Source organism: Kribbella sp. CA-294648, assembly GCF_050943845.1.
GTDB lineage: Bacteria > Actinomycetota > Actinomycetes > Propionibacteriales > Kribbellaceae > Kribbella.
This window is the reverse complement of sequence record NZ_CP191981.1, coordinates 7,868,091-7,885,569: the sequence shown is the minus strand read 5'-3', so window position 1 is coordinate 7,885,569 and position 17,479 is coordinate 7,868,091. Positions and strand designations below refer to the sequence as shown.

Sequence of the window (17,479 nt, the reverse complement as noted above, 5' to 3'; positions counted from 1 at the left end):
GATGCGCTCGGCGTTGCGCATGACGGTCGAAAGCCAGGACGATCTCGCCTGGGTCGGGGAGGCGGCCGACGGACTCGACGCGCTGGCGCTGGTGCGGTCGCACCGGGTCGACGTGGTGCTGATGGACCTGCGGATGCCCAGGCTCGACGGTATCCAGGCGACCGCGACGATCACCGCCGAGCAGCCGGACTGCCGGGTGATCGCCTTGACCACGTTCGACCTGGACGACTACGCGTTCCGGGCCCTCCGGGCCGGCGCCAGCGGCTTCCTGCTCAAGGACGCGCGCGGTGAGGAGATCATCGGCGCCATCCGCACGGTGCACGCCGGCCACGGCGTGATAGCGCCGCCCACCACCCGTCGTCTCATCCAGCATCTGGCATCCGCACCCCACCCCGATGCGGCCCGCGCCGCCGAGGTCCGGGCCGCCTTGACGCCGCGCGAGTTCGGCACCCTGCTGGAGATCGCCACCGGCGACACCAATCGCGAGATCGCCGAGCGGTTGCACCTGTCCGAAGCGACCGTCAAAACCCACGTCGGGCACGTGCTCGCCAAACTCGGATTGCGCGACCGCGTCCAGGCCGTCGTACTGGCCTACGAGACCGGCCTGGTCGGACCACGCCGCTGACCGCCCTTCATCCTGAGGGATGAGCAGGTCGCGACCGCGGGCTGAGGTGCGAACGCGCCTGGCCCACGATCGTGGAGGGCATGCAAAGTTTCCGCGTCGGCGCCTGGTGCTGGATCGTCACCGGTACCGGCCACACCCTCGGCGACATTTACACGCGCATCTTCCCGTCGACCGCCGACGACTCCATCGATGCCGCCATGCGGGCGCACCCGTTCGAGCTGTTCGGCCTGCACCGCAGGTACTACGAGCTGACGATGGGATTCAGCCTGTCGATGGGCCTGTGCATGGTGTTCGTGGGAGTGCTGCTGCTCCACATTCACAAGCTCACCCCACGCGAAGGCCTGCGTTCTGCCGCCACCCTCGGCCTGGCGATGTCGGCCGCCGCGCTCGCCCTCAGCGCATGGCTCGAGCCGCCGCCGCCCATCGTGTTCTTCAGCGTGGCGTGTGTGGCCTTCGGGCTGGCAGCACGCAAGTCAGGACGGCTCACTCCTGAGCATGAAGTGCGCGCGCCGGCGAAGGTCGGGGAAAGGTGATCACGATGAGTCAGGGCAGAGGGCTTCCCATCACTGAGCACACCGGGCGGCCGTGGCGGATCCATGAGATTGCGGCCGACTTCCAGGTGCTCGATGTCTGGGCGTTTCGCGCGCCCGGCTCCGGGCCTGAGGACTTTCCGGTGATGATGGCCGCGATCCAGGCGGCCGAGGAACACGAGCCGCTGGTGGTCCGGTTCCTGTTCGCCGTGCGCTGGAAACTCGGCGCCCTGCTGGGCTGGGACGATCCCCAGGAGGGCCTGGCGGCGGGAGGGCGCGTCACCCCGCTCTGCGAGCGACTGCCCGATGATCTGCGGCAACCCATCTCGGGCACCTCCATGCCGGGTATGCCGTTCACCTATCTGTACACCCTGCCCGACGAGCGGGCGATGGAGCTGGCGAACAAAACCGTGCACGGCGTAGCTCACCACAGCTGGGTGGCGACCGAGAACGGCGACTACGAACTGCGGATGGCGGTGCTGGTCAAGACCAACGGCAGCTTCGGGCGTGCCTACATGGCCGCGATCGCCCCGTTCCGCCATCTGATCGTCTACCCGGCCATGACCCGGCAGTGGGAACGCGCGTGGCGCGATCGCCATGAACTGCTCAGTCAGTCCGGCACCGAGCAGACCTGAGACGAGACCTGGTGTCCCGCATGTGAGAATCAGCCGGTGCAGATCAGGCTGCTTGGAGCGTTCGAGGTTCGTACCGGCGACGGTGTCCTGGCCGACGTACCGGGGGCGCGGTTGCGGGGCTTGCTGGTCGCGTTGGCGCTCGAGCCGGGACGCGTTGTGTCGAAGGCGTCACTGGTCGACTGGATTTGGGGCGAGCATCCGCCGGCTGAGGCGGCGAATGCCTTGCAGCGCTTGGCTTCCCGGCTGCGGAAGGTATTGCCCGCCGGTGTGGTCGAGGGATCGCCGGGCGGCTACCGGTTGATGGTCGAGCCCGACGCGGTTGATGCTCTGCGGTTCGAGCGGCTCGTTGGGCAGGCTCGTGACCAGGACGATTCGCTGCGAGTGCCTTTGTTGCGTGAGGCACTTGGTTTGTGGCGCGGTGCGGCCTTGCAAGACGTCGGTCTGGAGGGCAGCGAGGCGTTCGACGCGGTGGTGACCCGGCTCGAGCGGCTCCGGCTGGAGGCGTTGGAAGATCGGTTCGAGGCGGAGGTCAGCGTCGGCAACGGCGCGGAGGTCGTCCCCGAGCTGACCGACCTGGTGGCTGCCTACCCGGTACGGGAACGGCTGGCCGGCGCATTGATGCGGGCCCTCGTCGCGGCCGGGCGCAAAACGGAGGCGCTGCTCGCGTACGAAAAGACCAGGCAAGCTCTGGCCGATGCTCTCGGCGTCGACCCCTCGCCGGAACTGTCGGCGCTGCACGTCGCGCTGTTGCGGGACGAGGTCGGGCAGCAGCGGGAGGACAACCGCAAGACGAACGTCCGCGCCGAGCTCACCAGCTTCGTGGGCAGAGATGCCGATGTGGCCTTGGTCCGTGAGCTCGTCGCGGAGCACCGGCTGACCACGCTGATCGGACCGGGTGGTTCGGGCAAGACCCGGCTGGCGACGGAAACCGCGCGCACGATGTCCCAGCCGGACGGGGTCTGGCTGGTCGAGCTCGCCGCCATCAGCACGGATGGCGATATCGCGCAGACGACGCTCAGCGCGCTCGGGCTCCGGGACGCGCTGCTCGGCGCGGCACCGGACGCGGACCCGGTGGACGGGCTCATCGCCGCGATCCGCGACCGCGAGGCGTTGCTGATCCTGGACAACTGCGAGCACGTGATCGAGGCCGCGGCGAAGTTCGCCGATCGGGTGCTGGGGGAGTGCCGCCGGCTACGGATCCTGGCGACGAGCCGGGAACCGTTCGGTATCACCGGTGAGGCGCTGTGGCTGGTCGAGCCGCTGGCCCTGCCGACCGATGCCGACCCGGAGGACTCGCCGGCCGTCCGCCTGCTGCGCGACCGGGCGGGTGCGGTGCGCAAGGACCTCGGCAGCGACGCGCAGACCCTGGCGACGATGGCACGCATCTGCCGGGCGCTGGACGGGATGCCCCTGGCGATCGAACTGGCCGCCGCGAGGCTGCGCACGATGTCCGTCGATCAGCTCGCCAACCGGCTCGACGACCGGTTCCGGCTGCTGACCAGCGGCAGCCGGACCGCCCTGCCGCGCCACAAGACACTGCGCGCGGTGGTCGACTGGAGCTGGGAGTTGCTCTCCGACGCCGAGCGGCTGGTACTACGCCGGCTGGCGGTCTTTTCGGGTGGGGCTAGCCTGGAGGCGGCCGAGCGGGTCTGCATCGGCGACGGGGTCGAGCAGTACGAAGTACTGGAGTTGCTCACGTCGCTGGCCGAGAAGTCGTTGCTGGTCAGTGGGCGCGACGGCGACCCGCGGTACCGGATGCTCACCACGATCAGGGAGTACGCCGGGGAGCGGCTGGCCGAAGCGGGCGAGGCGGACCTGGCCCGGCAGGCGCATCTCGACTACTTCATCGGACTCGCCGAGACCGCGGAGCCTCACCTGCGCCGGGCCGAGCAACTGGAGTGGCTGGCGACGCTCGAAGCCGATCACGACAACCTGAGTGCGGCCTTGCGAGGCGCGATCGCGGCAGGTGATGCGCAGGCGTCGATGCACCTCGCGGCGGCGACCGGTTGGTACTGGTGGCTCGGTGGGCGCCGGGCCGAGGGCCTCGAGTTGCTGCTCGCAGCCGCCAACCTGCCCGGTGAGGCGACCGATGACGTCCGGGCGATGACGTACGCGCTGGTGGTGCTCTATGTGACCTCCGGCCGCGGTGACGAACACCTGGGCGCGGAGTGGATCCACAAGGCGCATGAGTTCAGCGAGCGGAGCGGCAGCGACAACCCCCTGCTGGCGTTCTCGACCCCGCTGGAACGGCTGCTGCAGGCGCCGGAGGAAGCGGCGACGGTGTTCGACTCGTTGCTGGACAGCGCCGATCCCTGGGTGCGCGCGATGGCTCGGTGGCAGGGCGCCAAGATGCGGGGCCTCGTCGGTCAGGCCGGCGAAGAGATCGAAACCCGGCTGGAGCAGGCCCTCGCGGAGTTCCGGACGCTCGGCGAGCGGTTCGGGATCTCACTGGCCCTGTCCGAGCTGGCGCGTCAGGTCGCCCTCCGGGGTGACTTCGCCGGTGCTTGCGCGTACTACGAACAGGCCCTGGTGGTGCTCGACGAGATCGGAGCGGTGGAGGACGTCATCGAAGTACGGGCTCATCAGGCTCAGCTGTACTGGCTCGGCGGTGATCGTGAGGCGAGTGCCGCGGCCATTGCGGAGGCCGAGCGGGATGCCGAAGGCGTGACTTGGCCGTACGCCTTGGCGAATCTGGCTCTGGCGAAGGCGGAACTCGCGCGCCGCGACGGTGACTCGGAGGAGGCTCGGCGGCAGCTCGATCTGGTGACCACTCACCTGGGCGACGCCGCGGAGCAGGAGAACATACAGGCCTGGATCGAGGACCTGCTCGGCTACCTGGCCGAGGATCCGGGGGAGTCGCGGGCCCATCGCGTGGCTGCCTGGCGGGCGGCGTCCGCGACCGGAGCGCCGATGCTGATCGCCCAGGCCCTCGTCGGGATCGCCGAGCTGGCGTTGCGCCGGGACCAGTACGAGCAGGCGGGACGGTTGCTAGCGGCAAGTATCAGTCTGCGCGGGCTGCCGGACCGCTCGCACCCGGAGCTGGTCAGGATCGAGCAGGACGTACGACGTCACCTCGGCGAAGCACGCTTCGCCGAGGTGACGGAGGAAGGGACGCGGGCGAGCTGGACCGAACTGGCGGAGGAGACCCTCGCATCCTGAGCGTCAGCTCGCCGCGCTCGCCCTGACCGCGCTGACCGCGCTGGCCGTGCTGGCTGCGCTGCCGGCGCGTTGGACGAGGATGTCGCCGTGCCGGGTCCGGGCGTGGACCGACACCCGGCGATCCGACGGGCCCGGCTCCGTGCCCATGGTGACGAAGTTGTGCACGGCGCCGCGGTCGCTGGCGACGTCGACCGAGGCGGCGGTGCCCTCGCTGATGCCGACCTCGATGTTTCCGTTGCCGTTGACAAGCTTCGCCTGGCCCTGCGTCATCAGGCCGATCCGGATGGCGCCACTCGCCGTCGTGGCGGTGACGTGACCGTCGGTCCGGTCGATGTCGACCTGCGCGCTGCTACTGCTGAGCTCGACCTCGCCGGCGGCGTGGCCGATCCGGATCTGCCCGCTCGAACCGTCGATGGTGGCCCGGCCGGCGATGTGGCCGACCGTGATGTCACCGGCCGACATGTTCACCTGGAGGGCGTCGACGCGATCCAGTTGGACCTTGCCCGAGGCCAGATGCAGCTCGCAGTCGCCGTACGAGCCGTCCGCCTGGACCGTCGAGTGGGCGAGGTAGGTGACCAGGCTGGAGCCGGCCGGCAGGCCGATCGTGATGACGACCGAACCGTTCTTGTCCCCGGAGGCGGTGGTCTTGACCGACAACCGCCCGCCGGCGAACTCGACCTTGGTCTTGGCCGCCACCTTGAGATCCGACTTGCTCGCCTTGTCGATCGGCTCGACCTGGACGACGGTGTCGGTCCGGTCGGTCGCGATTACCTGGACTCGGGCACCAGCGACCTGCACGGTGGCGGCGATTGGGGTGGGAGTGGTGAAAGTACGCATCGAGATCACGCTCGCTTCTTGAAGGTGGAACGGGCCCAGAGGTAGCCGACCAGGGCGATACCGGCGCACCAGGCGACGGCGGCGATCGCATCACCGGACGACGGCGCGCCGTTGAGCAGGCCGCGCAGGGTTTCGATGATCGGGGTGAAGGGCTGGTACTCCGCGAACTGACGGACGCCCGGACCCATCTGCTCCGCCGGCACGATCGCGCTGCTGAAGAACGGCAGCATCACCAGCGGTACGGCGGCCAGACCGGCCGTCTCCGGAGACTTCGACACCAGCCCCAGGGCAACGGTGAGCCAGCCGGTCGCGAACCCGAGCAGGACGACGAGGCCGAACACGCCGAGCCAGTCGAGCAGGCTCGCCTCCGGGCTGAAGCCCAGTGCGAAGGCCACTCCGATGAGGGCCGCGATGGCCACCAGGTTGGTGAGCACGCTGGCCACCACGTGTCCGGTCAGTACCGCACCGCGGGACACGTCCATCACCTTGAACCGGTTGATGATGCCCTTGGTCATGTCGGAGTTCACCGCCACGGCCGTTGCCCCCAGCCCGTAACAGACGGCCAGCAGCATCAGGCCCGGTGTCGCGTAGTCGATGTAGTCGACCCCGACGTTGAACGCGTCGCCGAAGACGTAGACGAACATCAGCATGATCACGACCGGCATCAGGACCGCGCTGAACACTGTGGTGGGGTTGCGGGCGATGTGCCGGAAGTTGCGCCGCAACATGATGGCCGAGTGGGACTGGGTGCTCATTTCGCTGCCTCCGTGCTGGTGCGGCCGGTCAGGGCCAGGAAGACGTCGTCGAGGTCGGGCGTGTGCACCGAGAACTCCTCCACGTCGATGGACTTGTCGTCGAGCTCGTTCAGCAGAGCCCGGACCGATTTGGCGCCGCCGTCGCCGGGGACCCGCAGTACCAGGTCCTCGTCGTTGCGGGTGGCGTCGGGAAGGGCCAGCGCCGCTGCCTCGAAGGCGGTGACGTCGGCGAAACGGAGCCGGACGTGGCTGCCGGGAAGCTGCCGCTTGAGCTCCTCAGGGGTGCCCTGGGCAACCAACCGGCCGTGGTCCAGGACGGCGATCCGGTCGGCGAGCTGGTCGGCTTCCTCGAGGTACTGGGTGGTGAGGAAGATGGTGACGCCGTCGGCCACCAGGCCGCGGACGATCTCCCACATCGTGCGCCGGCTGCGCGGGTCGAGGCCCGTCGTCGGCTCGTCCAGGAAGATGATCTTCGGGCTGCCGACCAGGGTCATCGCCAGGTCCAGCTTGCGGCGCATCCCACCGGAGTACGTCGAAGCCTGCTTCTGCGCCGACTCGGTGAGGTCGAACCGCTCCAGCAGGTCGGCGATGATCCGCTTGCTGTCGCTCGAGCTGAGGCCTTTGAGGTCGGCCATCAGCTGCAGGTTCTCCTGGCCGGTCAGCAGTTCGTCGACGGCCGCGAACTGGCCGGTGACGCCGATGGCCGCACGGACCGCCTTGGTCCCGGTCGTCACGTCGTGGCCGGCGACGGTGGCCGTTCCGCTGTCGGCCGTCATCAGGGTGGTCAGCACGTTCACGGTCGTCGTCTTGCCGGCCCCGTTCGGGCCGAGCAGGGAGAAGACCGTTCCTTGGCCGACCTCCAGGTCGATGCCGTCGAGGACCACCTTGTCCCCGAAGGCCTTCCGCAGCCCTGAGGCTGTGATCGCTGTTGTTGTCATGTGAAGACCATCGCGGCGTGCGCCGCCATGCTCCTGACACGCGCCTGACACCAGATCTGACATGCCGGGCCGCCCGGCGGACCGGTGTCAGTCGGTCGGCTGGGACCCGGTCTGTTGGGACTGGGTCTGCTGGGATTCGGTCAGCAGCAGGTTGCCCAGCTTGGTTCGCCAGTAGAGGACTTCCCGGCCGGAGCGGCGACGCTGGATGGCGCCGGCCTCGCGCAGGATCTTGAGGTGGTCGCCGATGGTGCCCAGGGACAGGCCGGTGATGGCCACCAGCTGGGTGGTGCTCATCGGGGAATCCAGGCGGGTGAGCACATCGGCCCGGCCGCGCCCCAGGAGGTTGGCCAGCGCGTTGGACGCCGGGACGAGGTCTTCGGCGAAGACACCGGTGACCGGGTAGACGAGGCCGAAGCGGTTCTCCTCGTCCCACATCGACCAGCCCCGGCCGGTGCAGTGGGTCGGGATGAAGTAGAGGGCCTTCGCCGCGCGCAGATCGCGAGGTGGGTAGCCGAAGGTGTTGATCTGCAGCTCGCCGCCGCCCAGCCAGCGCATGCCAGGACGCATGTCGTCGATGACCGCGGACCAGCCGCCGGTCGCGAGTCGCGCAGTACGGGCGACCACGTCGGCCCGGAGTACGCGCCGGCGGCGGTCCCATTCCGGCTGGACGGTTTCCGTCCACACCCAGCTGACCAGCTCCGCGGCGGCATCCGCGAGGACCCTGTCGTCCGGCCCGGAGGCGGTCAGGATCGAGGGCAGGCGGCCGGGACGTACCTCGTACAGCTGCTCGCGGATCTGGTCGTCTGTGTACGCGCCGAAGATCTCCAGCTCGGCCTCGAACGGCAACCCGAGTCGCCGCGGCGCGCGGGTGAGGAACTGGACGGTCCAACTGGGCGCGAAGGAGTGCTCGACGAGAGCCCGTACTACGGGCCTGCCGGCCAGCATCTCCCGGAAGGCGGGTCGATGCGTAGTACGCCACTCCTGCTGCCAGGGCTGGGGCGTCGCGTCCGTGAGCAACTTCAGCGCGGCCACGGTCTCGGCCATCTCGGACAGCCCGAAGGAGCTCTTCGCGAGCAGGTCCGCGTCGATCCGCCAGATCCCCACGTTTCGCCTCCCGCCGAAAACTCTACGAGCCGGTGGGGCCGCGGCGCCGGCGACCGAGTGATACCAGCAGCTCACTGGTACGCAGAGTGACGTAGGACACTGCCGAGTTTTCCGGAAATTCGTTTGTGCATTCCTTCACATGAGTCGTACGGTGGTGGATGAAACGAAACCGTTTCGTTCTATCAGCGATCGATCGACTACCCAGGGTGATGTGCAGACCATGACAGATGTCGCCGATGCAGCGCCGCGGCAGCGGCCTCGGGTCGAGGGCGGGCGCGAGGAGGAGATTCTCGACGCGACCGTCGAGGTGCTCGCCGAGCTCGGCTACGACCGGCTGACGATGGACGCGGTGGCGACGGCCGCCAAGGCCAGCAAGGCGACGCTGTACCGCCGGTGGTCGACCAAGGCGGAGCTCGTGGTCGACGCGATCACCCGCGCCAAGGGGTGCCCGGTGCCGGAGGAGGTCGACATGGGCAGCCTGCGTGGCGACCTGATCGCCATGTCGTGCGGCGAGGGCGGCTTCACCTCCGACAAGCTGATGTCGGTGATGGCCGGTCTGCTGACCGCGCTGCACCGCGACGAAGACCTCAAGAAGGCTTTCGACGAGCACTTCCTGGCGCCCCGGATCGGGGTGACGACCAGGATCTACGAGCGCGCTGTCGAGCGCGGTGAGATCGCCGCCGACGTCGACGTCCAGCTGCTGTCCGTCACCCTGCCCGCCATCATCGTCCACCATGCCTTCGTCCTGGGCATCCCGCCCACCGACGAACTGATCCTGCGAGTGATCGACAACGTCATCCTGCCTGCGGCGCGGGGGTCGCAGGCGAGCTGAGCCGGTGAGGGGCCGGCCGGCGACCAACAAGCCAGTAACACCCAAGAGGGGAAATTCCAGCATGTCTGAAGACGTCATCCAGGCAGGCCCACCAGAGGGCCGGCCGGTGGACTCGGTGGCCGAACCGGCCGCCCACGGTCACCGCAATCTCGGCATCGCGCTCGCGCTGATCAGCATGGCGCAGCTGATGGTGGTGCTCGACGGCACCATCGTCAACATCGCCCTGCCGCACATCCAGAGCGACCTCGGCTTCACCAACGCCTCGCTGCCGTGGGTGGTCAACGCCTACGCGCTGGCCTTCGGTGGTCTGCTGCTGCTCGGCGGCCGGATCGGGGACATCCTCGGCCGCCGCAAGGTGTTCATGTTCGGTGTCGTGCTGTTCGGCGTCGCCTCCTTCATCGGCGGTATCGCGCAGAACGAGACCGTGCTGCTGGCCAGCCGGATCCTGCAGGGAGTCGCGGCCGCCGCGGCCTCGCCGAATGCGCTCGCCCTGATCACCACCACCTTCCCGGCCGGCAAGGAGCGCAACCGCGCGATGGCCGTGTACGCCGCGATGTCGGGTGCGGGTGCCGCCGTCGGCCTGATCCTCGGTGGTCTGCTGACCGAGGCGTCCTGGCGCTGGACCTTCTTCATCAACACCCCGATCGGCCTGATCGTGGCCGTGCTGGCGATCCGCTACCTGGGTGAGTCGGCCCGCCAGACCGGCAAGTTCGACCTGCCGGGTGCCATCACCGGGACGGTCGGTCTGACCGCGCTGGTCTACGGTCTGACCCACGCCGCCGAGAGTGGCTGGGGCGACAGCGTCACCGTGTCCTTCATCTCGGGTGGCGTGGTCCTGATCGGGCTGTTCCTGTTCATCGAGGCCCGTTCGCGGCACGCGCTGATGCCGTTCCGGATCCTCGCGAACCGGACCCGCGGGATCAGCTTCTTCGTGATGCTGATCGTCGGCGCGGCGCTGTTCTCGATGTTCTACTTCCTCGGCATCTTCATCCAGAACGTGCTCGGCTACAGCGCGCTGGAGACCGGTTTCGCCTTCCTGCCGTTCAGCTTCGGCATCGTGATCGCGGCCCAGATCGCCTCGGTCCTGATCGCCCGGATGGACCCGCGCTGGATCTCCGGTGCCGGTGCCGCGATCGCCGCGGCCGGCATGTTCGGCTTCACCACGCTGGAGGTCGACTCCGGCTACTTCTCCGGGCTGCTGCCGTACATCCTGCTGCTGTCCTTCGGCATGGGCCTGATCTTCGTACCGCTCACGCTGACCGCGGTCAGCGGAGTCGCCAACGAGGACTCGGGGGTCGGGTCGGCGGTGCTGAACACGGTCCAGCAGATCGGTGGTGCGATCGGCCTGGCCCTGCTCGGCACGGTCTCCACCAACGCGATCAAGGACAAGTTCGCCGAGCTCGGTCCGGGCCTGCAGCAGGCAGCGCAGGCGGCGCCGGAGCAGGCCAAGCAGCTCGAGGGCCAGGCCACGGCGATCGCGACCACCCACGGGTTCACCATCGCGTTCATGGTGTCGGCGATCATGTTCGTCGGTGCCGCGGTGATCACCCTGGTCGGACTGTCGGTCAAGCACAAGGACCTGGCCGGCGGCGACCAGCCGGTCCACATGGGCTGACCACCTGAAGACTCGAAGGGCCGCTTTCCGGAGGGGGAGGCGGCCCTTCGTCATGTCTGGATGCTGAGCCAGTCCCTGGGTTGCAGCAGGGCGAGGGTGGCTTCCTCCGGTGAACCAGGCTCGGGGGTGAAGTCGTAGGACCAGGCGGCCATCGGTGGCAGCGAGATCAGGATCGCCTCGATGTTTCCCTTGGTCTGCAGGCCGAAGCGGGTGCCCCGGTCGTAGGTCAGGTTGAACTCGACGTACCGGCCGCGCCGGTGCAGCTGCCAGGCGCGCTCGCGGTCGCCGTACGGGAGGTGCCGTCGGCGGTCCAGGATCGGCCGGTACGCCGGCAGCACGGTCTTGATGCCATCGGCAACCAATTGGCGACAGGCGGTGAAGTCGTCGGTCAGCCGGTCGAAGAAGATGCCGCCCAAGCCGCGCATCTCCTGCCGGTGGGGGATCCGGAAGTACTCGTCACAGCTCGCCTTCCAGCTCTTGTAGTCGGCGAGCGGGTGGTTGGCGCACCAGTCGTGCAGGCTGCGGTGGAAGTGCCGGCCATCCTCGGTGAAGCCGTACATCGGGGTGAGGTCGAGCCCGCCGCCGAACCACCAGTCGTCGCCGGCTTCGAAGTACCGGAAGTTGGCGTGGAAGGACGGGGCATACGGGTTCAGCGGGTGCATGACGAGGGAGATGCCGGTCGCCCGGAACGGCTGGCCGGCCAACTGCGGACGGGTCGCCGTGATCGCTTCGGGCACCTGCTTGCCGCTGACGTCCGACACATTCACCGCAGCTCTCTCGAAGACCGCCCCGCCTTCAAGAATGCCGACAACCCCGTGCCCAAGCCCCTCCCGCCGCCACGGCCGACGCTCGAACAGCCCGCCACCGTCGTACCCCTCAAAGACCGTCAGCAACCGCTCCTGCTCGGCAAACAGCAACACCGCAAACCCGTCGACCTCACCCGGCATGCGACCGTGTCTACCTGATGCCTTGGGCCTCAGCCAGAGCTTTCGACAATCCTCGAAACTACAGCGCCTTGCGCATCACGATCTCACGATGAATGCCGTCGGGCATCAGATCGCCGGGGATGTCGGTGGCAGCGAAACCGCTGCGTAGGTAGAGATCGTGGGCCTTGTCATTGCCATCAGCAACAGACAGTTGCACCGTGTGAGCTTCAACCTCGCGCGCCCACTGCTCCACCCGCGCCATCAGCAAGTCGCCGACCCGGCGACCGCGCCCCGCGGGAGCGACCCACATCGAGATCAGCTCCACGACGCCGTCCTCATCGGTGGGCACCCCGCTCGCCATGCCCACCGGCGTACCGTCCAGAACGGCGACGAAGTTGCTGGAGCCGGCCAGCTCCAACCGCGCCCGCCACCGGTCTTCCTCAGCGTCGGCCCAGTCGGCCAACCGCGAGCCGAACGCGTACGGCGCCTCCGCGAGCGCCGCCAACCGGAGCTCCCGCCAGGTCTTCCAGTCGTCGGACGTCAGTTCGCGGATTTCGATCACCCGGCCAGTTTCTCAGCTCCACTCGCCGATCCCGGCCCAGGTCCGGTCGATCCATACCGATGTCACCTCCGGCCTGTCGCTCAGTTCGGCGGCTCGCTGGAAGACGCGGAGCATCAACCCGAAGCCACCGGAGGCGTTCAGTTCGTGGCCGAGTGAGCGGATCTCGACCGAATCCCGCACCCAGAGCTCCGGGGCGACCCCGTCTCTGAGCTGCCGCTCGAGCTGGAACCGGTCGAGCAGGACCCGCTGTTGCTCCTTGGTGAGGGCCGGAAACTGCACCTCCGCGGTCCTGACCAGGTGGGCAAGCTTGCGGGCGATCTCCTCGTACGGCGCCATCAGTTGGGTGGTGTCGGTGACGCGTACTCCGTCGACCAGCACGCTGTCGGTATTGCGGTAGCTCGGGTACTCCGGGGCGAATGGCTCAGGCGGCCGAAGGCGCCGGGCGAGGAACCCACATCCGGCCAGTCCGAGCACGACAGCCCACCACCAGCCCCAGGCACCGGTCCCCACCCAGACGATGAGGCCGGCGATGGACACCATCACGAGCACGGTCCGGCCGAGAAACCTGAGCAGGGTGGAAAACATGTCTGGTGTGGGGACCCACTGTCAGCGGGGTGGGAACTTGGAGGAGACCCAGTCGCGGACGCCGCCGAGGCCGTCGCCCATGTCTCGGATGAGTTTGGCCAGCGGGTCCTGGGAGCGGGCGAAGGCTTCGGAGTACGACTTGGCGGCGTTCTTCGCCTCCTGCGTCATCGAGGCGTCGCCGTCGTCCTGGCGCTTCGGGTAGTTGCCCGAGACGATCTGGGTGTACTCGCCCTCGTCGACCCAGCGGCGCAGTTCGTGGGCGCGGATGACGGCCAGCGGGTGGGTCTGCGCCTCGAGCAGCAGCAACTTCAGCACGCTGTCGCGCAGGTCGCCGGCACTCTCGTACTCCGTGCCCTGGGCAAGGAACGCGGTCGTGTCCAGCTGGTCCAGCTGCCCACCACTGGCGAGCTTCATCTGCACGCGCAGCGCGGTCGCCGGGTCCTGTACTGCGAGCAGGCCGGCCCGGTCGCTCGACAGCTCGGCCTTGCGCGACCACTCGTGCAGGGCGGCGATGATCGCGCGGAGGCCGAGCGCGCCGATCGGCACCCAGTTGACCGCACCGGTGAGGCGCATCAGCCAGAGCAGCAGCGACTGGTACAGCGCGTGCCCGCTCTGCGCGTGACCGAGTTCGTGGCCGAGGATGAACCGGGTCTCCTCGTCGTCGAGCCCCTGGACCAGCGCGCTGTTCAGCACGATGAACGGCTTGTCCATGCCGATCGTGACCGCGTTCCAGACCGGGCTGTTGGTGATGTACAGCTCGGGCAGCTGACGGACGTCGAGCGTCGTCGCCGCCTCGGTGTAGAGCCGGTGGATCTTCGGGAACTGCCGCTCGTCGACCCGGATCGCCGAGCCGAGGAACTCGAGCCGGAAGGCGCGCTCGTTGATCAGCCCGGACATCTTCCGCAGGATGAAGTCGAAGCCCTTGAGCTGCCGCAGCGCGACCAGCGCCCCGCGGTCGGCCGGGTGCTCCCAGGCCCGCGAGCTGATGTCGGTCAGAGTCGCCCGCGGCCGGGTCGGCCGCTCTTCGTTCTCGGTCATCGTTCCCCCACGGGTCGGCGTATATCACCCCAACCTAGCCGGTCCTGGGGTCCGGTTGCGGAGAGTAGGAATACCCGAACACAAGGTCTCTGTCCTAGCCTGTGGCCATGAGTGAGGCCAGCGGGGTGAAGGGACGGCCGGTGCCGTCGCGGGAAGTCGATCGGCGCGACGACAAGGCGCGGGCGTGGGTGTCGGAGGCGATCCGGTTGGTCGAGGCCGACGCGAACCGCAGCGCGGACACGCATCTGCACGTGTTCCCGATGCCGCCCGCGACCGGAGTCGATCTGTACCTGAAGGACGAGTCGGTGCACCCGACCGGCTCGCTCAAGCACCGGCTGGCCAGGTCGCTGTTCCTCTACGCGCTCTGCAACGGCTGGATCTGCGAAGGCACCACGGTGATCGAGGCGTCCAGCGGCTCCACCGCGGTCAGCGAGGCGTACTTCGCCCGGCTGCTCGGGCTGCCGTTCGTCGCGGTGATGCCGGCCTCGACCAGCCCGGAGAAGATCGCCCTGATCGAGTTCTACGGCGGCCGCTGCCACTTCGTCGAGCGGTCCGGCCAGATCTACGGCGAGGCCAAGCGGCTCGCCGAGGAGACCGGCGGCCACTACATGGACCAGTTCACCTACGCCGAGCGCGCCACCGACTGGCGGGGCAACAACAACATCGCCGAGTCGATCTTCAGCCAGCTGAGCCTGGAGCAGCACCCGGTGCCGACCTGGATCGTGGTCGGCGCCGGCACCGGCGGGACGTCGGCGACGATCGGCCGGTACGTCCGCTACCGGCGGCACGACACCTCGGTCGCCGTGGTCGACCCGGAGAACTCGGCCTTCTTCCCGGCCTTCGAGTCCGGTGACGGCGACTTCGCCACCGGCCGGCCGTCCCGGATCGAGGGGATCGGCCGGCCCCGGGTGGAGCCGTCGTTCGTGCTCGGCGTGGTCGACCGGATGATCGCCGTACCGGATGCCGCCTCGATCGCGGCGATGCGGTTCTGTTCGAAGGTGACCGGCAAGCTGGTCGGCGGCTCGACCGGGACGAACCTGTGGGGTTCGCTGCGGCTGGCGGCCGAGATGCGGCGTACCGGCGTGGAGGGCAGCATCGTGACGCTGCTGTGCGACAGCGGCGACCGCTACAGCGACACGTACTACGACGACGACTGGCTGAAGCGCAACGGGATCGACCTGGCGCCGTACACCGAGACCCTGGAGGGCTTCGCCCAGTCAGGCCGCTGGCGCGAGCCGGTCCGCTAGCAGCCGCCATCCACACTGCAGGCGCCACCGAAAGCCACTAGTTGCTGAGCCTGGGTGTCGAGGACTGCCTTGCGTAGCTGGACGGGGCTCGGCACGCCCTCGATCCGGGTGTCGCCGACCAGGATGGTCGGTACGGACCGAACCTGGTAGGCCTGCGCCTCCCGGAGGGCCTCCTGGTGCTTGTCGCGGTACGTGCGGTTGTCCAGGGCCGCGCGGAAGCCAGCGCGATCCAGGCCGATCTCCGCGGCCAGGGCCTGCAGGATGTCGGGCTCTCCGAGGTCCAGGTCCTCCTGGAAGAATGCCCGGAACATGCGGTGGGTGTACTCGTTTCCCAGGCCGTGCTCGGCGGCGAACTGGTAGCCCTCGAAGGCGAGGTGGGTGTACGGCTGCGGGGAGACGGTCGGCAGGGTGATGTCGACCCCCAGGCGGCGGGCCATCGGGTAGACGGCCCGGGCCCAGATGGCGGGCAGGTACTCGTCCTCGGGGCGGAGGGTGGGTGCCGGAAAGGCCCGCAGCTCGAACGGCTTCCACTCGATCTCGACGTCCAGGTCCTTCGTCGCCTCTTCGAGCGGGCCCTCGGCGAGCATGCAGAAGGGGCAGACGTAATCGGAGAAGACGGTGATCTTGACGGTGCCGGTCATCGCTTCGCGCCCTTCCTGCCGGTGGAGAACTCCTCGAACGGCACTTCGTGTCCGTCGATCGGGAGGTGGGTCACCGTGATCGGCCAGCTGGTGGGGTCGCTGGCGAAGATGGAGTAGGAGCTGCCGTAGTCGAAGCCGTAGATGCCGGCGGTCTCGCGATCGGCGGCGTACACGATGTGGTCGACGTGGAAGTAGAGCGCGGCCAGGTAGCAGAGGGCGCAGGGCTCGCCGGAGGCGATCAACGTCGCTCCCGCGACGCTCAGCCGGCCGTACTTCTTCGCGGCGGCGCGCAGCGCGACGACTTCGGCGTGCGCGGTCGGGTCGTCGTCCTCGAGCACCCGGTTGAAGCCAGTGCCCAGAACCTGGCCGTCGCGGACGACCACGCCGGAGAAGGGGATGCCGCCGTCCGCGACGTGATCCCGGCTGATCCGGACGGCTTCTTCCAGGTGAGGAGTCAGGTGGTCGAGGAGGTCAGTTGGCATGACGGGTCCTTGGGGAGGTAGGGACGGTTCTGGCAGCACAACCGGAGCGGCCGGCAACGGACCTGGTGCCGCTCCGGGGCGGCAAGATCTTCAGACGCCGGCGCTCTCGGCTTCCTGCGGCTGCTCGACGGGCTGCTTTGCGCCGTCCATGCGGTCGGCGAGCTTGAGCCAGACGACGCCGGCGATGATGAGGCAGAGCCACAGGGACTGGACGAAGGTGAGGCGCTCGTTGAAGAAGACGGGGCCCAGTACCGCCGCTCCGGCAGCCCCGATCCCTGCCCAGACCGCATAGCCGATGCTGACCTCGATGGTGCGCAGCGCGACGCTCAGTGCCCACAGGGTCAGCAGGAAGAACACGACGGCGACCAGCGACCAGGTCAACCGGGTGAAGCCGTGGCTACCGCCGACCGAGAGCGCGTAGCCGATTTCGAACACGCCGGCCAGCAGCAGCATGAGCCAGGAGCGAGCGGCGGAGGGAGTCGTCGAGGACATCAGGATTTCCTTTCGTGGTGAGTGGGCGTTGACAGGCCGGTACTACGCGGCGCCGCTGAGCTGGAGGCCGACGACTCCGGCGATGATCGCCGCGATGCCCAGCCCCTTGCGCCAGCTGAGGCGCTGGCCGAACAGCAACACGCCGAGCACCGTGATGCCGACGCCGGAGACCGAGGTCCAGATGGCGTAGCCGACTCCGACGTTGAAGGTCAGCAGCGCCCGGCTGAGGAAGTACGTGCCGAAGGCGCCGCTGACCAGCGTCACGATCGTCCACTTGCGGTTGGTGAAACCTTCCGCCTTGCCCGCCGCGATCGCGACGACGATCTCGAAGACGACGGCGACGCCGAGGTAGAGCCAGTGCATCAGGTGTCCTTTCCTGGGGGCCGAAACAGCTCACGAAGATGCATGTACATGCAAGCATCAGAAGTCACTGTACGTCAATGCAGCGGTCCAGGAGGCCATGAGGAGGTTGCGCG

19 protein-coding genes are annotated in these 17,479 nt (G+C 68.5%); 7 read left to right on the top strand and 12 right to left on the bottom strand.

Features of this window, described 5'->3' with window-relative positions; genetic code table 11:
• The first annotated feature begins 1 nt into the window (after nucleotide 1).
• The 4 genes from ACQPYM_RS37675 (at nucleotide 2) to ACQPYM_RS37660 (ending at nucleotide 4,949) form a co-directional block, all read left to right on the top strand.
• Nucleotides 2–625, top strand: coding sequence for a response regulator (locus ACQPYM_RS37675; RefSeq protein ID WP_433023468.1), 624 nt, complete (start codon nucleotides 2–4; stop codon nucleotides 623–625).
• Nucleotides 626–705: 80 nt separating this feature from the next.
• Complete coding sequence (locus tag ACQPYM_RS37670; RefSeq protein WP_433023466.1) at nucleotides 706–1,158, top strand: LIC_13387 family protein; 453 nt, start codon at nucleotides 706–708, stop codon at nucleotides 1,156–1,158.
• Nucleotides 1,159–1,163: 5 nt separating this feature from the next.
• Nucleotides 1,164–1,790 carry a DUF2867 domain-containing protein gene (locus ACQPYM_RS37665; RefSeq protein WP_433010668.1) on the top strand — a complete coding sequence of 209 codons (627 nt, stop codon included), beginning with the start codon at nucleotides 1,164–1,166 and terminating at the stop codon, nucleotides 1,788–1,790.
• A 36-nt stretch (nucleotides 1,791–1,826) separates the two neighbouring features.
• Nucleotides 1,827–4,949 carry a BTAD domain-containing putative transcriptional regulator gene (locus ACQPYM_RS37660; protein WP_433010665.1) on the top strand — a complete coding sequence of 1,041 codons (3,123 nt, stop codon included), beginning with the start codon at nucleotides 1,827–1,829 and terminating at the stop codon, nucleotides 4,947–4,949.
• Between the two features lie 3 nt (nucleotides 4,950–4,952).
• On the opposite strand, the gene ACQPYM_RS37655 is transcribed toward ACQPYM_RS37660, so the two are convergent.
• The 4 genes from ACQPYM_RS37655 to ACQPYM_RS37640 all read right to left on the bottom strand — a co-directional run bounded on the left by ACQPYM_RS37655 (nucleotide 4,953) and on the right by ACQPYM_RS37640 (nucleotide 8,583).
• Nucleotides 4,953–5,786, bottom strand: coding sequence for a DUF4097 family beta strand repeat-containing protein (locus ACQPYM_RS37655; RefSeq protein WP_433010662.1), 834 nt, complete (start codon nucleotides 5,784–5,786; stop codon nucleotides 4,953–4,955).
• 5 nt (nucleotides 5,787–5,791) lie between these two features.
• Nucleotides 5,792–6,541, bottom strand: coding sequence for an ABC transporter permease (locus tag ACQPYM_RS37650; protein ID WP_433010659.1), 750 nt, complete (start codon nucleotides 6,539–6,541; stop codon nucleotides 5,792–5,794).
• Nucleotides 6,538–7,479 (bottom strand): ATP-binding cassette domain-containing protein, encoded by a 942-nt coding sequence (locus ACQPYM_RS37645; RefSeq protein WP_433010656.1) that lies wholly within the window; start codon nucleotides 7,477–7,479, stop codon nucleotides 6,538–6,540. The genes ACQPYM_RS37650 and ACQPYM_RS37645 overlap by 4 nt, the downstream gene beginning before the upstream one ends.
• Nucleotides 7,480–7,566: 87 nt before the next feature.
• Nucleotides 7,567–8,583 (bottom strand): ArsR/SmtB family transcription factor, encoded by a 1,017-nt coding sequence (locus ACQPYM_RS37640; RefSeq protein ID WP_433010653.1) that lies wholly within the window; start codon nucleotides 8,581–8,583, stop codon nucleotides 7,567–7,569.
• Between the two features lie 220 nt (nucleotides 8,584–8,803).
• Between ACQPYM_RS37640 and ACQPYM_RS37635 the strand changes: the two genes are divergently transcribed.
• Together ACQPYM_RS37635 and ACQPYM_RS37630 are read left to right on the top strand one after the other, a co-directional pair.
• The gene (locus ACQPYM_RS37635; RefSeq protein WP_433010650.1) at nucleotides 8,804–9,415 is read left to right on the top strand and encodes a TetR/AcrR family transcriptional regulator C-terminal ligand-binding domain-containing protein; all 612 of its coding nucleotides are present in this window, start codon (nucleotides 8,804–8,806) and stop codon (nucleotides 9,413–9,415) included.
• A gap of 61 nt (nucleotides 9,416–9,476) precedes the next feature.
• Nucleotides 9,477–11,030: an MFS transporter gene (locus ACQPYM_RS37630; protein ID WP_433010647.1), complete on the top strand. Its 1,554-nt coding sequence runs from the start codon at nucleotides 9,477–9,479 to the stop codon at nucleotides 11,028–11,030.
• A 50-nt stretch (nucleotides 11,031–11,080) separates the two neighbouring features.
• On the opposite strand, the gene hemF is transcribed toward ACQPYM_RS37630, so the two are convergent.
• The 4 genes from hemF to ACQPYM_RS37610 are packed head-to-tail and all read right to left on the bottom strand — an operon-like array spanning nucleotide 11,081 to nucleotide 14,141.
• On the bottom strand, nucleotides 11,081–11,977 hold the full coding sequence (gene hemF / locus ACQPYM_RS37625; protein ID WP_433010644.1) for an oxygen-dependent coproporphyrinogen oxidase: 897 nt from the start codon (nucleotides 11,975–11,977) through the stop codon (nucleotides 11,081–11,083).
• Nucleotides 11,978–12,035: 58 nt separating this feature from the next.
• Nucleotides 12,036–12,518 carry an N-acetyltransferase family protein gene (locus ACQPYM_RS37620; protein ID WP_433010641.1) on the bottom strand — a complete coding sequence of 161 codons (483 nt, stop codon included), beginning with the start codon at nucleotides 12,516–12,518 and terminating at the stop codon, nucleotides 12,036–12,038.
• 12 nt (nucleotides 12,519–12,530) lie between these two features.
• Nucleotides 12,531–13,103, bottom strand: coding sequence for a hypothetical protein (locus ACQPYM_RS37615; protein ID WP_433010638.1), 573 nt, complete (start codon nucleotides 13,101–13,103; stop codon nucleotides 12,531–12,533).
• A 21-nt stretch (nucleotides 13,104–13,124) separates the two neighbouring features.
• Nucleotides 13,125–14,141, bottom strand: a complete 1,017-nt coding sequence (locus ACQPYM_RS37610; RefSeq protein WP_433010635.1) for a M48 family metallopeptidase — start codon at nucleotides 14,139–14,141, stop codon at nucleotides 13,125–13,127.
• Nucleotides 14,142–14,248: 107 nt separating this feature from the next.
• Between ACQPYM_RS37610 and ACQPYM_RS37605 the strand changes: the two genes are divergently transcribed.
• Nucleotides 14,249–15,388 carry a PLP-dependent cysteine synthase family protein gene (locus tag ACQPYM_RS37605; RefSeq protein WP_433010632.1) on the top strand — a complete coding sequence of 380 codons (1,140 nt, stop codon included), beginning with the start codon at nucleotides 14,249–14,251 and terminating at the stop codon, nucleotides 15,386–15,388.
• Here the strand turns inward: ACQPYM_RS37605 and ACQPYM_RS37600 are convergent.
• From ACQPYM_RS37600 to ACQPYM_RS37585, 4 genes are all read right to left on the bottom strand, one after another.
• Nucleotides 15,385–16,029 (bottom strand): DsbA family oxidoreductase, encoded by a 645-nt coding sequence (locus ACQPYM_RS37600; RefSeq protein WP_433010629.1) that lies wholly within the window; start codon nucleotides 16,027–16,029, stop codon nucleotides 15,385–15,387. The two genes, ACQPYM_RS37605 and ACQPYM_RS37600, sit on opposite strands and share 4 nt — an antisense overlap.
• Complete coding sequence (locus ACQPYM_RS37595) at nucleotides 16,026–16,511, bottom strand: nucleoside deaminase (protein ID WP_433010626.1); 486 nt, start codon at nucleotides 16,509–16,511, stop codon at nucleotides 16,026–16,028. The genes ACQPYM_RS37600 and ACQPYM_RS37595 overlap by 4 nt, the downstream gene beginning before the upstream one ends.
• A gap of 90 nt (nucleotides 16,512–16,601) precedes the next feature.
• The gene (locus ACQPYM_RS37590; protein ID WP_433010624.1) at nucleotides 16,602–17,003 is read right to left on the bottom strand and encodes a DMT family transporter; all 402 of its coding nucleotides are present in this window, start codon (nucleotides 17,001–17,003) and stop codon (nucleotides 16,602–16,604) included.
• A 42-nt stretch (nucleotides 17,004–17,045) separates the two neighbouring features.
• Complete coding sequence (locus ACQPYM_RS37585; protein WP_433010621.1) at nucleotides 17,046–17,366, bottom strand: DMT family transporter; 321 nt, start codon at nucleotides 17,364–17,366, stop codon at nucleotides 17,046–17,048.
• Nucleotides 17,367–17,479: the final 113 nt, after the last annotated feature.